Annotated in this window: 11 protein-coding genes; 4 read left to right on the top strand and 7 right to left on the bottom strand. The window is 69.2% G+C overall.

All coding sequences use genetic code 11. From position 1 onward, the window contains the following. Positions 1–4: 4 nt before the first annotated feature. The 5 genes from OG259_RS15120 to OG259_RS15140 form a co-directional block, all read right to left on the bottom strand. Positions 5–952 (bottom strand): ABC transporter permease, encoded by a 948-nt coding sequence (locus tag OG259_RS15120; protein ID WP_328942744.1) that lies wholly within the window; start codon positions 950–952, stop codon positions 5–7. Continuing rightward, positions 945–1,877, bottom strand: coding sequence for an ABC transporter permease (locus tag OG259_RS15125; protein ID WP_266900891.1), 933 nt, complete (start codon positions 1,875–1,877; stop codon positions 945–947). Before OG259_RS15125 ends, OG259_RS15120 begins: the two co-directional genes overlap by 8 nt. 174 nt (positions 1,878–2,051) lie before the next feature. Next, complete coding sequence (locus OG259_RS15130) at positions 2,052–3,692, bottom strand: peptide ABC transporter substrate-binding protein (RefSeq protein WP_328942745.1); 1,641 nt, start codon at positions 3,690–3,692, stop codon at positions 2,052–2,054. 608 nt (positions 3,693–4,300) lie between these two features. Then, positions 4,301–6,202 (bottom strand): translational GTPase TypA, encoded by a 1,902-nt coding sequence (typA, locus tag OG259_RS15135; protein ID WP_328942746.1) that lies wholly within the window; start codon positions 6,200–6,202, stop codon positions 4,301–4,303. Positions 6,203–6,494: 292 nt separating this feature from the next. Continuing rightward, on the bottom strand, positions 6,495–8,915 hold the full coding sequence (locus tag OG259_RS15140) for an ABC transporter family substrate-binding protein (protein WP_328942747.1): 2,421 nt from the start codon (positions 8,913–8,915) through the stop codon (positions 6,495–6,497). 247 nt (positions 8,916–9,162) lie between these two features. Here OG259_RS15140 and OG259_RS15145 point away from each other — a divergent pair, with 247 nt between their 5' ends. The 4 genes from OG259_RS15145 to OG259_RS15160 all read left to right on the top strand — a co-directional run bounded on the left by OG259_RS15145 (position 9,163) and on the right by OG259_RS15160 (position 12,945). Next, positions 9,163–9,390: a hypothetical protein gene (locus OG259_RS15145; RefSeq protein ID WP_266896195.1), complete on the top strand. Its 228-nt coding sequence runs from the start codon at positions 9,163–9,165 to the stop codon at positions 9,388–9,390. A gap of 69 nt (positions 9,391–9,459) precedes the next feature. Then, entirely contained in the window at positions 9,460–10,281 is an 822-nt protein-coding gene (locus OG259_RS15150; RefSeq protein WP_328942748.1) for a hypothetical protein, read from the top strand. Position 10,282: 1 nt separating this feature from the next. Further along, positions 10,283–12,178: a fumarate reductase/succinate dehydrogenase flavoprotein subunit gene (locus OG259_RS15155; protein ID WP_328942749.1), complete on the top strand. Its 1,896-nt coding sequence runs from the start codon at positions 10,283–10,285 to the stop codon at positions 12,176–12,178. Next, positions 12,175–12,945 carry a succinate dehydrogenase/fumarate reductase iron-sulfur subunit gene (locus OG259_RS15160; protein WP_328942750.1) on the top strand — a complete coding sequence of 257 codons (771 nt, stop codon included), beginning with the start codon at positions 12,175–12,177 and terminating at the stop codon, positions 12,943–12,945. Before OG259_RS15155 ends, OG259_RS15160 begins: the two co-directional genes overlap by 4 nt. On the opposite strand, the gene OG259_RS15165 is transcribed toward OG259_RS15160, so the two are convergent. Together OG259_RS15165 and OG259_RS15170 are read right to left on the bottom strand one after the other, a co-directional pair. Continuing rightward, positions 12,926–13,747: a transglutaminase domain-containing protein gene (locus OG259_RS15165; RefSeq protein ID WP_328942751.1), complete on the bottom strand. Its 822-nt coding sequence runs from the start codon at positions 13,745–13,747 to the stop codon at positions 12,926–12,928. The two genes, OG259_RS15160 and OG259_RS15165, sit on opposite strands and share 20 nt — an antisense overlap. 176 nt (positions 13,748–13,923) lie before the next feature. Then, entirely contained in the window at positions 13,924–14,943 is a 1,020-nt protein-coding gene (locus OG259_RS15170) for a hypothetical protein (RefSeq protein ID WP_443051969.1), read from the bottom strand. Positions 14,944–15,026 lie beyond the last annotated feature (83 nt).

Below are 15,026 nucleotides of genomic sequence, written 5' to 3' on the forward strand. Positions count from 1 at the left end.
CCTCCTAGCGCAGCTTCGGGTCGAGGGCGTTGCGTACGGCTTCGCCGAGCATGATGAACGCCAGAACGGTGATGCTGAGCATGATCGAGGGCCACAGCAGGATGTGCTGCGCCACTCGGATCTGGTCGACACCGGTGGAGATGTCCACACCCCACGAGACGGTCGGGGCGGCGAGGCCCAGACCCAGGTACGAGAGGGTGGCCTCGGCGGAGATGTATCCGCCCAGGGCGATGGTGGCGACGACGATCACCGGAGCCATGGCGTTCGGCAGGATGTGCCGGAGCAGGATGCGGGTCGTGCCGGCGCCGAGCGCCTTGGCCGCGTGCACGTAGTCGGCCTGCTTGACCGTGATCACGGCGCCGCGCATGACGCGGGCCATCTGGGTCCAGCCGAGGAACGCCAGGGCGAAGACGACCACCCAGACCGTGCGCTCGACGAAGGACTGCAGGACGACCATGGCGCCGAGCAGGAACGGGATGCCGAAGAAGATGTCGGTCAGGCGCGAGAGCAGCGCGTCGATCCAGCCACCGAAGTATCCGGCGAGCATGCCCATCACACCACCGACGAGCGTGACGATCGCGGTGACGGCGACGCCGACGATGATCGAGGCACGGGTGCCGTAGATCAGTCGGGCGTACACGGAGCGGCCCTGGCCGTCGTAGCCGAGCCAGCCCTCGGAACCGATGCTGCCCAGCTCCGGCTTTCCGAGGAAGTGCTTCACGAGGTCGCCCTTGGTCGGCGACGCGCTCGTGAAGAAGCTCGGGAAGACGGCGATCAGCAGCAGGAAGAAGATCAGCACCGACGCCACGAGGAAGTACGGGTTGCGGCGCAGGTCGACCCAGGCGTCGCCCCAGAGGCTGCGGGCCTTCTCCTGCTTCGCCGGCGCGGTGACGTCGGCGGGGAGCGCGGCGGCGTCCTCGACGGCGGGGACGGTCTTGGTCACGTCAGGCATAACGGATCCTCGGGTCCAGGACCGCGTACAGCAGGTCGATGAGCAGGCTGGTGACGAGGTAGATGATCACCAGAATGGTGACCAGGCCGACCAGGGTGGAACCTTCACGCCGGGTGATCGACTCGGCGATGAGGCCACCGACACCCTTGATGTTGAAGATGCGCTCGGTGACGACCGCACCGCCCATGAGGGCGCCGATGTCGGTGCCGAGGAAGGTGACCACGGGGATCATCGAGTTGCGCATGAGGTGCACGCCGATGACGCGGCGCCGGGGCAGACCCTTGGCGACGGCCGTACGCATGTAGTCGGCGCGCAGGTTCTCCGCCATGGAGGTCCGGGTGAGCCGGGCCACATAGGCGAGGGAGAGACCGCCGAGCACAATGGCCGGAGCGAGCATCTCGGACACCAACTGGTCGTTGCTGACGTTCGGTTCGATCCAGCCCAGTTCGAAGGCGAACACCATCTTGATGATGAAGCCGAGGACGAAGACCGGGATCGAGATGATCAGCAGCGTGAAGATCAGGATCGCGTTGTCGGCGAGCTTGCCCGCCTTCAGGCCGGCGATGATGCCGAGGCCGATGCCGAAGACCAGCTCGAACGCGAACGCCAGGGCGGCGAGTTGCAGAGTGACGGGGAACGCCTCACCCAGAACCTCGGTGATCGGGCGACCGTTGCGGATCTGGTTCCCGAAGTCGAAGTGCAGGATGATGTCGGTCATGTAGTTCCAGTACTGCTGCCAGAGCGGCAGATCCAGTCCCAGATCGTGTCTGATCTTCGCGAGGGTCGCGGGGTCAGCGCCCTTGTCCCCGAACATACCCGCCACGGGGTCGCCGGGCAGGCTGTAGACCATGAGGAAGATCAGCAGGGTGGTCCCGAGGAATACCGGGATCATCTGGAGCAGTCGTCGTGCGACATAGCGCCCCATCATGCCTCCGTTGAAATATGACAGCAGCAACCGACGGGCCCTCCCTCGGCAACCGCGACCCGAAACGGGCACGCGAATGTCGTGGAAGGGCCCCCCAGCCACATACGTAAGGCGCCGAACGCGGGGCTGACATCCCGTCAGCCCCGCATCGGCAGGCGGACTACGCTTGGGTGATTACTTCTTGACCTCGACGCCGGTCAGGATCGGGTCGCCGTCCTGACCGTAAGCCACGCCCGAAACCTTCTCGGAGTAGCCCGCGTTGACCTTGTAGTACCAGAGCGGGATGGACGGCATGTAGTTGACCAGGTCCTTCTCGATGGCCTGGAACTGCTTCACCGAGTCGTCCAGCGTCGCCGCGGAGTCAGCCTTGGCGATCTTGGCGTCCAGCGCCTTGTTGGAGAAGTCACCCTGGTTGCCCGCCGCACCCGTACGGAACAGGTCCGAGATGAAGTTGGCGTTCACCGGGTAGTCGAGCACCCAGCCGGAGCGGTACAGCGACTTGACCTGCTTGCCCTTACGGGCCTGGAGGTCGGCCTGGAAGTCCGGCTTGCCGTCGCCGACACACTGGACGGTCGTGGCCTGGGTGATGGAGTTGCAGACAGCGTCCACCCACTCCTTGTGGCCACCGTCGGCGTTGAACTGGATCGAGATCTTGTTGCCCGGGACGCCGCCGCCGGCCTTGATGAGCTCCTTGGCCTTGGCGGGGTCGAACTTGGTGACGCCGGCGCCACCGTCCTCCTGGAAGCCCAGGACACCCTTGGCGACCCAGCCGGTCGCGGGCTCACGCGTACCCTGCAGCACCGTCTTGGTGATGGTGGCACGGTCGATCGCCATGGACAGACCCTGGACGACGCGCGGGTCGATCTGCTTCGGCTTCTTCCACTGGTCGGCGTAGAAGGCGATGGCGATGGTCTGGATCGCGGAGTACGGCTGGTCCACGGCGCGGTCGCCGAGGTCCTGGCGGTAGACCGGGAGGTCCTTCGGCGCGATCTGACGCAGGACGTCGACGTTGCCGGACTTCAGGTCCTCGTACGCGGCCTCGAGGGTGGTGTAGTTCTTGAAGACCACACCGCCGTTCTTCGCCTTGTTCGGGCCCTTGTAGTCGTCGTATCGAGTGATCTCGATCTTCTTCTTGTGGTCCCAGCTCTTGAACTTGTAGGGACCGTTGCCGACCGGCTTCTGGCCGCCGGCCTCGGGGTCCTTGTAGAAGGACTCCGCCATCGGCGCGAAGACGATGTAGGCGAGCTTGTGACCGAAGTACGGAACGGCCTTGGTGAGCTCGATCTTGAAGGTGGTCTCGTCGACGACCTTCAGACCTTCCAGCTTGTCCGAGGTGGGCTTGGCGCCCTCGGCCTCGGGGTGCACCTTGTCGAAGCCCTTGATGTCCGCGAACCACGAGGACAGACCCTGGGCGTTCTTGACGTTGGCGTTCCAGTTCCACGCGTCCACGTAGGACTTGGAGGTCACCGGGGTGCCGTCGTGGAAGGTCCAGCCCGGCTTGAGCTTGACGGTCCACGTCTTCGAGTCGGTCGTGGTGACCGATTCGGCGTTGATCATCTCCAGGGAGCCGTCAGCCTTGTAGTCGACCAGGGTCGAGAACAGGCCGGCCATCACGGCGGAGCCGTTGGACTCCATCGTGTCACCGGTGAGCAGGGGCTTCTCAGGCTCGCCCAGCTCCACGGAGAAGATTCCGTTCGGGTCAACAGCGCCCTTGGCGTCGCCGCTGTCGCCGCTCTTACCCCCGCCACAGGCGGTCGCAGCAAGGGCAACGATGATCGCGCCCGTTACCCACTTGGCGCTCTTGGCACCGCGCATGGGTTCCTCCTCATGAGTCCACTTTTGTCACTACAAGAGGGGCACTTCGAGTTTCGCCGACACCCCTGACGGCTTTGCACTCAAGTGCCCCGAGTGTGCTCGTGAGTCGGCACTCCCCACAGTGCGTGACCCATTGACCCGAGCTCAATGGAGCCAACTATTAAGTACGTCCGGGCTGTAAACCACACTTAAGTGGTCTCGTTTTGACAACATCACCCCACCCCCGGATACCGAAATCCGGACAAACTGAGCACAGACAGACACCCGCGAAACGGACCGTTAACGCACGTACCGGAGAGCGATGGCCGATATGCGGACACCGGGCCTCCGAAATGGAGTTGACGGGAGTTGACGAAAAGCCCGGATCCCCACACTGCCTGTGGGGGTCCGGGCTCCGGTGCTGACGCCGTGTCAGCCGAGAGCGGGGTAGATCACAGAATCGTGATCTACCCCGCTGTCATCGGCGGTATGCGGCCTGGATCGGCCGATCTTGCGCGTCTGTACGACGGCTGTGGCGCGCCTGAGCCGAGCCGCTCCGGCTCAGCTCGACGCCGTTGCGGCTCAGCTCAGCGCCCTTGGGGCTCAGCTCAGCGCCGTTGCGGCTCGGTTCAGCTGTTCTTGGCGCGGGAGGACGCCCGGCCACGCGCGTTCTGGTCCAGGATGACCTTGCGGATACGCACGGCCTCCGGGGTGACCTCGACGCACTCGTCGTCGCGGCAGAACTCCAGCGACTGCTCCAGCGACAGCTTGCGCGGCGGGACGATCGCCTCGAAGGAGTCGGCGGAGGCGGAGCGCATGTTGGTGAGCTTCTTCTCCTTGGTGATGTTCACGTCCATGTCGTCGGAGCGCGAGTTCTCGCCGACGATCATGCCCTCGTACACCTCGGTGCCGGGGTCGGTGAACAGGACACCGCGCTCCTGGAGGTTCGTCATCGCGAAGGCGGTGACGGCGCCGGCGCGGTCGGCGACCAGCGAACCGTTGTTACGGGTCGTCAGCGTGCCGAACCACGGCTCGTGGCCCTCGTGGATCGAGTGGGCGATGCCCGTACCGCGGGTGTTGGTGAGGAACTCCGTACGGAAGCCGATGAGGCCACGGGACGGAACGACGAACTCCATGCGGACCCAGCCGGAGCCGTGGTTCGACATGTTGTCCATGCGGCCCTTGCGGACACCCATGAGCTGCGTGACCGCGCCCATGTGCTCCTCGGGGACGTCGACCGTGAGGCGCTCGACGGGCTCGTGCGTCTTGCCGTCGACCTCCTTGGTGACGACCTGCGGCTTGCCGATGGTGAGCTCGAAGCCCTCGCGGCGCATCTGCTCGACCAGGATGGCGAGCGCGAGCTCACCACGGCCCTGGACCTCCCAGGCGTCGGGACGCTCGGTGTCGAGGACGCGGAGCGAGACGTTACCGATCAGCTCGCGGTCCAGACGGTCCTTGACCTGGCGGGCGGTGACCTTGCGCTGCTTGACCGCGGACTTGGCGTCCGCGCCCTTGCCCGTGCCGCCGCGGCCGACGAGCGGCGAGGTGTTGGTGCCGATGGTCATGGAGATGGCCGGCTGGTCGACCGTGATCAGCGGAAGCGCGATCGGGTTCTCCGGGTCGGCCAGGGTCTCGCCGATCATGATGTCCGGGATACCGGCGACGGCGCAGATGTCACCGGGGCCGGCGACCTCGGCGGGCTTGCGGGTGAGCGCCTCGGTCATCATCAGCTCGGTGATGCGGACGTTGGAGATCGTGCCGTCCCGCTTGATCCACGCGACCGTCTGGCCCTTGCGCAGCTCGCCCTGCTCGACGCGGAGCAGCGCGATGCGGCCGAGGAAGTTGTCGGCGTCCAGGTTGGTGACGTGGGCCTGGAGCGGGGCCTCCTCGTCGTACACCGGGGCCGGAACGTGCTCGAGGATGGCCGAGAAGAACGGCTCCAGGCTGTCGCTGTCCGCGGGAACGGTGCCGTTCTCCGGCTTGGTCAGCGAGGCGATGCCGTCACGGCCGCAGGCGTAGACGATCGGGAACTCGATCTGGTCCTCGTCGGCGTCCAGGTCGAGGAAGAGGTCGTAGGTCTCGTTGACGACCTCGTCGATCCGGGAGTCCGGGCGGTCCGTCTTGTTGATGCAGAGGATGACGGGCTTGCGCTGCTGGAGGGCCTTGCGCAGCACGAAGCGGGTCTGCGGGAGCGGACCCTCGGAGGCGTCCACGAGGAGGACGACCGCGTCCACCATCGACAGACCGCGCTCGACCTCGCCACCGAAGTCGGCGTGACCGGGGGTGTCGATGATGTTGATCGTGATCGGGGCCCCGCCGTCCTTGGGGTGATACTTCACCGCCGTGTTCTTGGCGAGGATCGTGATGCCCTTCTCACGCTCCAGGTCGTTCGAGTCCATCATTCGGTCGTCGAGCTGCTGGTGGGCGGCGAAGGCACCGGCCTGCTTGAGCATGGCGTCGACGATGGTCGTCTTGCCATGGTCGACGTGGGCGACGATGGCGACGTTACGGATGTCGTGGCGCGTGGGCATGGGTGCTTGCGCTTCTCTCGGATCGTGGGATGCGGCGTCAGTTCCTCGTACGCCCGCCGGGCGGACGCGCCACGGCTATGTCCTATGGTACGGGGCTGCCGCGCAAGGGGCTTCCCCGGCCAAGATCCGAGAAGTTCTCCTGCGAGTGGTACAGGGTGTGGGGGAGGTCGTGCGGAGGTCGTGCGACCGGGTCAAAGGGCCGACGCGATCCTGCCCGCCGGGATCACCGGCGGGCAAGGAAATTGAGCTGGTTCTGAGGTTGTGACCTGCGGTTTCGGAGCTTTCAGGGCTTTCAGGGGGTGATTCGCTCGGCGCCCTTGGAGGTTTCGGGCTTCTTGAAGCCGATGTCCTGGTAACGCGGTCCGGCGAGACCCCAGGCGCCGGCGTTCACCAGATCGGCCTTGGCGGCGACGAGCTGGGGGCGCTGATAGAGGGGAATGGAGCCGGCCGCGGCCCAGATCCGGGCGTCGGCCTGGCGCACCAGCTCACGGGCCTCCTCCTCGTCGAGGGTCCCCGCCGCCTGGTCGAAGAGCTGGTCGATGCGGTCGGTCCCGACCCGCGAGTAGTTCTGCTCGACCAGGAGTGAGCCGTCCGAGGCGGGCTCGGGCTTGGCGAAGATCGGCCGGGCGTCGGTCGCCGGGAAGGCGGACGCGGGCCAGGAGTAGAGGGCCAGGTCGTAGTCGCCCGAGGCCACGTGGTCCTTGAAGAAGCTGTCGTCGGAGACCTTGGTGACCTCGGTGCGGATGCCGACCGCGTCGAGCATCCGGACGATCCGGTCGCCGACCGCCCGCAGCGCCTCGGAGCCGGGACCGGAGGGCAGGACGAAGCGGAGGCTGAGCGCCTTGCCGTCCTTGCCGAGGCCATTGGTGGCCTCGGGCGCGGTCACGGGGGCGGCGGTGCCGCGCGGGGCGTAGGCGCCTGCGACGCCCTTGTCCGTCCCGGAGGCCGGCAGGGCGGCGCGGGCGCCGGAGCCCGTACCGGTGTCGAGTGCCTCGGCCTTGGCGAGGAGCGCGGCGCTCTGGCGGGCGGCGGCGGGGGCCGGAGCGAGGATGCCGGTGCCGTTCTCGGGGCCGTCGGCGCTGATGACGGGGGCGGCGCGGCGCTCGCCGGGCTTGTCGTCGCCGACGATGTAGAGGCCCTCGTCGGAGGCGGTGTCGGCGGCCTGCTTCTTGGCATCGGTGGAGGCGCCGGCCTTGGCGGCCTCCTTCGTGGCGCCTTCCTTCTCGTCGGCCTTGTCTCCGGTCTTCTTCTCGGCGGCCTTCTTCTCGGCCTCGCTGCCCGCCTTCGTTCCCGCGTCCGCGGGCTTCCGGGCGGCGCCGCCCGGAACCCAGCCGGCGTCGGCGAGGAGTGCCCGCGCCTCGGCGGTGTCCTGGCTGCCGAGCGCGTCGCTGCTGTCCGCGTACGCGGCCTGGCCGGCGAGGGCCAGATGGCTGCCGGGGGGATCCGCCGGGAGGCCGAGCGGCTTGAGTACGGATTCGGCCAGTTCCCGGCGGTTGATGGCACGGGCCACCGCGCGCCGTACCCGCTCGTCGGCGAGCGGCCCGGACTCGCCGTTCAGCGAGAGCTGGGTGTAGGCGGGCTCCAGGGACTTGCGGACGACGTACTTGGCGAGGGTGTCCTGGGCGTTCGCGTACGCGGCGATGGCCTGCTGGTTCTTCGCGCGGGCGGCCTGGACCTCCGCCGCCTTCGCGTCGTCGGTGCCGTGGGCGAGCGCCCAGGATTTCAGGGCCTTGGAGGGGGTGACCGAGGAGCCGGGGCCGTGGGCGAGGGCGGCCTGGGCGCCGTTGCGTCCGGCGCGGGCGTCCCGGAGCGCGAGGGCGATGCGTTCGGCGGTGGACCGATCGATCTCGGCCAGGTCGAGGGTGCCGGCGGCGAGGGCGTCCGCCCGGTCGGCGCGGGGGACGGCCTTGAGGACGACGCTGTCGAGCTTGGCGGGCTGTCCCCACCAGCGGGGGTTGCGGGCGAGGGTGACATCGCCCTTCTTGCGGTCGATCGCCTTCAGCAGGAACGGTCCTGCGGTGGCCTTGAGGCTGGTGCGGGCGCCGTCGTTGAAGGAGTTCGGGGAGCCCATCACCTGCTTGGGGTAGAGCGGGGTGAAGAGGGACTGCCAGTCGGCGTAGGGCTTGGAGAAGGTGACCCGTACCTCCAGGTCGTTCTTGCCCCGCTCGATCTTCTCGATCCGCTCGTAGCCGGAGTTGCGGGCGGTCCAGTACGCGGTGTCGCGGCCGCTCAGCGCCCGCCACTGGGCCACGAAGTCCGGCGCCCCGATCTCGCGTCCGTCGCTCCACACCGCCTGCTGGTTGAGCTTGTAGAGGACGACCTGCTTGGGCTCCGTCTCGACGACCTGCGCGGACTCCAGGTAGTCGGCGTTCCGCTGCGGTCGGCCCCGCCCGTCGAGCGTGTAGAGGGAGGGGAGCACGGCCCCGGCGATCCGGGAGGTGGTGCCGTCGGCGTCGGCCTGGAAGGTGTTGAGAGTGGTGGGGAGCGCGTCGACCGCCCAGCGCAGGGTGCCTCCGTCGGCGACCTTGTCGCGGGCGGCGGGCGCGTTGTCCTGGGCCGCGGCCCGGGCCTCGTCGGCCTCGTCGGAGGAGCTGCAGCCGGCGAGGACGGCGACGGCGAGGACGGCGCTGGTCAGGGTGGCGACGGAGCGGAGCGTGCGGGAGCGGGGGCTCCTGGAGCATGTCCTCCCGCGAGGGGCGCCGATCTGGGACATGACTTGTACCCCTTCGTCCAGATTCATTCCATTTGGAGATGATCACACCTATTGCTCATACACTGAAAAGGACGGAGCGGATCCGGCCACGGCGACACGGCGGCACGTCCGGGAAACCCCACTCGTGCGGCCCAACCGCCGGAGAAGGAGCGCTCCGGACGAGTGGAATCCGGTGCACATGGCTTCCCAAGCGGGAATGTGACGCGCGACACTCCTGCCGAAGCCGCTCGCGGAAGTGAGGGCAACCATGTCCGTTCAGGACGATCTGGCGGCCGTCAAGCGCTGCCTCGAAGACCTGGTCCGCACCGTCGGACAGCTCGAGCGCTCCATCACGGCCGAGCGGGGCGCACCCGCCGTACCGGCCTCCGGACGCGCCGAGAGCCTGGTGACCATCCCCGACACCCCGTACGACAGCGGGCTGTGGACGGACACGGACGACGAGGGGCTGGGAGCACGCGACCGCCACGCGCCGTGACCGCCACACGCCCGGAGGCCGCCGGCGTCGGCAGCCTCCGACCGTAGGAGCCGACCCCAGGAGGGCCTGTTGGCCACAGGTACGGAACCGCCCGGAACCGCGACGGGGGTGCGCTCCCCGGGGCGCGCCGCCATCGCCGCCCGCCATCTGCGCACCGACCGCTGGTGGCTCTCCCCCGCCGTCACCGCCGCCGGACTGCTCGCCTTCGTCGCCTACTCGACCTGGCGGGCCTTCGCCAACGCCGACTACTACGCGGCCCCCTACGTCTCGCCGTTCTACTCGCCCTGCCTGGCGGAGAACTGCGTCCCCATGAAGGGCGGACCGAACTGGGAGATCTTCGGCAGCTGGTGGGGGCTCTCGCCCGCCCTGCTGATCCTGGTCTTCCCCCTGGGCTTCCGGCTGACCTGCTACTACTACCGGAAGGCGTACTACCGGGGGTTCTGGGCCTCTCCCCCGGCCTGCGCGGTCGCCGAGCCCCACGCGTCGTACACCGGCGAGACCCGCTTCCCGCTGCTCCTGCAGAACCTCCACCGGTACTTCTTCTACGCGGCGCTGCCGGTGGCCGGAATCCTCACGTACGACACCGCGCTCACCTTCCGGAACGCCGACTACGCATGGGGCCACGCGGGGCTCGGAACGCTCATCTTCCTCGTCAACATCGCCCTCATCTGGGCGTACACGCTCTCCTGCCACTCCTGCCGGCACATCGTCGGCGGACGGCTGAAGCACTTCTCGAAGCACCCCGTCCGCTACCGGATGTGGACCTGGGTGGGTCGGCTGAACGCCCGTCACATGCTCCTCGCCTGGTCCTCCCTGATCAGCGTCGCCCTCTGCGACCTGTACGTGTACCTGCTCGCCACCGGCACCTTCGACGACCCGAGGTTCTTCTGAGATGACGCACGTCGAGCGAGAGCAGTGGGACGTGGTCGTGGTCGGCGCGGGCGGCGCCGGGCTGCGGGCCGCGATCGAGGCACGCCGTGCGGGCGCCCGTACGGCCGTCATCTGCAAATCCCTCTTCGGCAAGGCCCACACCGTCATGGCCGAGGGCGGCATCGCCGCCTCCATGGCCAACGTGCACCCGCAGGACGACTGGAAGACCCACTTCCGCGACACCATGCGCGGCGGGAAGTTCCTCAACCAGTGGCGGATGGCCGAGCTGCACGCCCAGGAGGCCCCCGAGCGGGTCTGGGAGCTGGAGACCTGGGGCGCGCTCTTCGACCGCACTCCGGACGGCCGGATCTCGCAGCGCAACTTCGGCGGCCACGAGTACCCGCGGCTCGCCCACGTCGGCGACCGCACCGGCCTCGAACTGCTCCGCACCCTCCAGCAGAAGTCCGTCGGCCTCCAGCAGGAGGACCATCGCGAGACCGGCGACCACGAGGGGCGTCTGAAGGTCTTCCAGGAGTTCACCGTCACCCGGATCCTCAAGGACGGCGACGGGCGGGTCTCCGGGGTCTTCTGTTACGAGCGGGAGAGCGGCCGCTTCCTCGTCCTTGAGGCACCCGCGGTCGTCCTCGCGACCGGTGGCATCGGCAAGTCCTTCAAGGTCACCTCGAACTCCTGGGAGTACACGGGCGACGGGCAGGCACTCGCCCTGCTCGCGGGCGCGCCCCTGGTGAACATGGAGTTCGTGCAGTTCCATCCGACCGGCATGGTCTGGCCGCCGTCGGTGAAGGGCATCCTCGTCACCGAGTCCGTCCGCGGCGACGGCGGGGTCCTGCGGAACTCCGAGGGCCGGCGCTTCATGTTCGACTACGTCCCCGATGTCTTCAAGGAGAAGTACGCGGAGACGGAGGAGGAGGGCGACCGCTGGTACGAGGACCCCGACCACAACCGGCGCCCGCCCGAGCTGCTGCCGCGCGACGAGGTGGCGCGGGCCATCAACTCCGAGGTGAAGGAGGGGCGCGGCTCCCCGCACGGCGGGGTGTTCCTGGACGTGTCGACCCGGATGCCGGCCGAGACGATCAAGCGGCGGCTGCCCTCGATGTACCACCAGTTCAAGGAGCTGGCCGACGTCGACATCACGGCCGAGGCCATGGAGGTCGGGCCGACCTGTCACTACGTGATGGGCGGGGTCGCCGTCGACTCGGAGACGGCGGCGACGGTCGGGGTGCCCGGGCTCTTCGCGGCGGGTGAGGTCGCCGGCGGCATGCACGGCTCCAACCGGCTCGGCGGGAACTCCCTCTCCGACCTGCTGGTCTTCGGCCGGCGGGCCGGTCTGTACGCGGCGCAGTACGCGCTGTCGGGGGTCGGCGGCGGGATCGTGCCGGCGGACGTCGAGGCCGCGGCGGCGGAGGCGCTCGCCCCGTTCGGCTCTCCCGACGGGCATGCCCCGGAGAATCCGTACACCCTGCACCAGGAGCTCCAGCAGACGATGAACGACCTCGTCGGGATCATCCGGCGGGAAGGCGAGATGGCCGAGGCACTGGAGCGGATCGCCGCCCTGCGGGAGCGGGCCCGGCACGTCTCGGTCGAGGGCCACCGGCAGTTCAACCCCGGCTGGCACCTGGCCCTGGACCTGCGGAACATGCTGCTCGTCGGCGAGTGCGTGGCCCTCGCCGCCCTGGAACGAACCGAATCCCGGGGCGGGCACACCCGCGAGGACTACCCGGTGATGGACCGCGCCTGGCGACCGGTGAACCTGCTGTGCCACCTGGACGGCGACGGCATCTCCCTCGAACGGACCCGCACGGAGCCCATCCGGCCCGACCTGCTCGCGCTGTTCGAGCAGGAGGAGCTGGCCAAGTACCTCGCCGAGGGCGAGCTGGAAGGGGGTCTCGGCGCATGAGCACGTACGACGCGCGGTTCCGGGTGTGGCGGGGAGACGCCGAGGGCGGCGAGCTGACCGACTACACCGTGGAGGTGCACGACGGAGAGGTCGTCCTCGACGTCGTGCACCGCCTGCAGGCCACCCAGACGCCCGATCTCGCGGTGCGGTGGAACTGCAAGGCGGGCAAGTGCGGTTCGTGCTCGGCCGAGATCAACGGCAGACCGCGGCTGCTCTGCATGACCCGGATGTCGGTGTTCGCCCGGGACGAGGTCATCACCGTGACCCCGATGCGCGCCTTCCCGGTCGTGCGCGACCTGGTCACGGACGTGTCCTTCAACTACGCGAAGGCCCGGGAGATCCCGGCCTTCGTGCCGCCCGCAGGGGTGGGCACCGGTGAGTACCGGATGCGGCAGGAGGACGTGGAGCGCTCGCAGGAGTTCAGGAAGTGCATCGAGTGCTTCCTGTGCCAGGACACCTGCCATGTGGTGCGCGACCACGAGGAGAACAAGGCGGCCTTCGCCGGGCCCCGCTTCCTCATGCGGGTCGCGGAGCTCGACATGCACCCGCTGGACGCGGCCGAGGAGGCCGGGCTCGACCGGCGGCGGACGGCGCAGGAGGAGCACGGACTCGGCTACTGCAACATCACCAAGTGCTGTACGGAGGTGTGCCCGGAGTCCATCCACATCACCGACAACGCCCTGATCCCGCTGAAGGAGCGGGTCGTGGACCGGAAGTACGACCCGCTGGTGTGGCTCGGGAAGACGATCAGGCGGCGGAAGAGCTGAGGGGTTCCGGGCCCCGGCCGCCACCGGGGGTGTCCTCGGCCGCGCTGCCCGCGCCCGCGCTCCAGCGGCCGAGGACCGGCTCGGCGAGGGTGCGGGCGGGGAGGCACAGGGTCTGGCCGTGGCGGGCGAACAGCTCGTCGCGCGAGGTGAAGCGGCCCAGGTCCGTCCGTAGGTGGGCGGAGAGGTCACAGGGGGCGGAGCCGGCGCAGGCGGCCGGGGCGTCCCAGTCGACGGTGGTCCGGGCCACGGCTTCGAAGAGGGTCTCGGGACCGGTGTTGGTGAAGCCGCCCGCCGGGGCGGGGCCGGTGTCCTGACCGGCGAAGAGCTCCGCGACCGGCACCCAGGTGCCGTCCAGCAGGAACTCGGGCCAGGCGAGCAGCACCTCCTCGGGCACGAACGGGCGCAGCCTCGGGAAGCGCGGGTACCAGAAGGCGCCGTCGACGAGGAGTCCCCGCACCCGCGTGGGCACGTCGAGCGACCGGGCCACCGCCTCCAGGACCGCCATGCGCTGACTGCAGGAGCCGCGCCCGAGCCGCAGCGTCCGCGACACCCGGCGCAGGTCCTCGACGGAGTACACCGGCCGTACGGCGGCGGCGATGATCCCGTGGGCGGTCCGGAGACGGGCGCGGTCCGTCACCGCGCCCCGCTCGTCCGCCGCGCGCCGCACCCGGGTGACGAGCGCGGCGACCCGGGGGTGCGCGAGGTCCAGGATCGGCGTCGGCCGGGTCGACCCGGTGGTCTCCGCGTCGGGTGCCGGGCCCGCGTCGGCGGTCCGGAACGGCATCAAGAGACGGCTCGTCATGACGTACTCCCCCAGTGCGCGGCGCCGCGATCGCGCCGACGACTCCATCCTCCTCCGGCCCGTCCTCGACCGGTGCGCGGGGTCCTGTGCATGTCCGGTGCGCGGGGTCCGTGCGCGGGTGTCCCGTGCCCGGGGTCCCGGCGCGGGTGTCCCGTGCCCGGAGTCGTTCTCGCGGCTCAGTGCCAGCCGGCGCGGTAGGCCGCCCAGTCGCCCTCCTCCGCGGCGAAGTCGACGTACAGCGCGACGCCGAACCGTGCGCGGTCGGCGTCGGTGCGGCCGAGGCCGAGTCTGACGCCCCGGACCGCGGCTTCGACGGTCTCCGCGTTCTCGTGGTGGCCGAGGTCGTCCTCGTGGAAGAAGGGGAGCCCCATCAGGAGGTCGGTCGACTCGGGGGTCACTTCGAGGGCGAGGCTGGTCTGCTGGGCGACGTACCCGCCGTACAGGCTCTCCAGCGGCATCCAGGTGTCGTACGACATGACGGCGATCTGGTCGACGCGCCGGGCGACCTGGCCGAAGAACTCCTGCGACCACCACTTCTCCTTCCCGGTGAGCAGGCCGTTGGCCGAGTGCAGACCGGGAAGGGGGTCGATCTGGTGGGCGGCGATCGAGAGCTGCGCCTTCCGTGGCCGGGTGACCTCTCCGAGGTCGTCGAGGAGGGAGAGGTAGTCGGCGTCGTCGGAGAGCAACGGCTCCAGGTCGAAGTGGACCCCGTCGAAGCCGACGTCCAGGATCTGGCGGGCCGAGGTGACGACGCCGGCCCGGGACTCGGCCTTGTCGAGGCGCAGTCCGTCGGGTCCGTCGTTGGCCAGGACGTCACCGAGCCACGCCTGCACCCGTATCCCGGGCATCGTGCGGTGCACGGCGTCGATGAACCACTTCGCCCGCGGGTACTTGGCGGCGGGCAGGGTGCCGTCGTGCTCCAGAGGTCCGGCGTGGACGTACAGGTCGCGTATGCCCGTGCCCTTGATGCGCGCGGCGAACGCGGCGAGGTCGGCGTCCTTCTTCCGGCCGTCGACCCAGGCGTGCCCGAGCCAGATGGCGTCCTTGTCCCGGGTCTTCGCGTCCTCCCTGAGGTCGCCCGCGTAGTTGACGCGCAGGGCGAGCGCGCCGAACAGCGGGGGCACCACGAGGACGAGGACGAGGCCGAGCACGAACCAGCGCCCCCGTCGCCACATCCTCCTCAGTCGTCCACTCACCCGAGCCCCCCTCGTGCCGTCGTGTCACTGGTCCCACCGCTTCACACCGTAGCGGCGGCTACTGACAGTGACGCAGGGCTGTG

Origin of the sequence: Streptomyces sp. NBC_00250, assembly GCF_036192275.1 — a bacterium.
Taxonomy (GTDB): domain Bacteria; phylum Actinomycetota; class Actinomycetes; order Streptomycetales; family Streptomycetaceae; genus Streptomyces.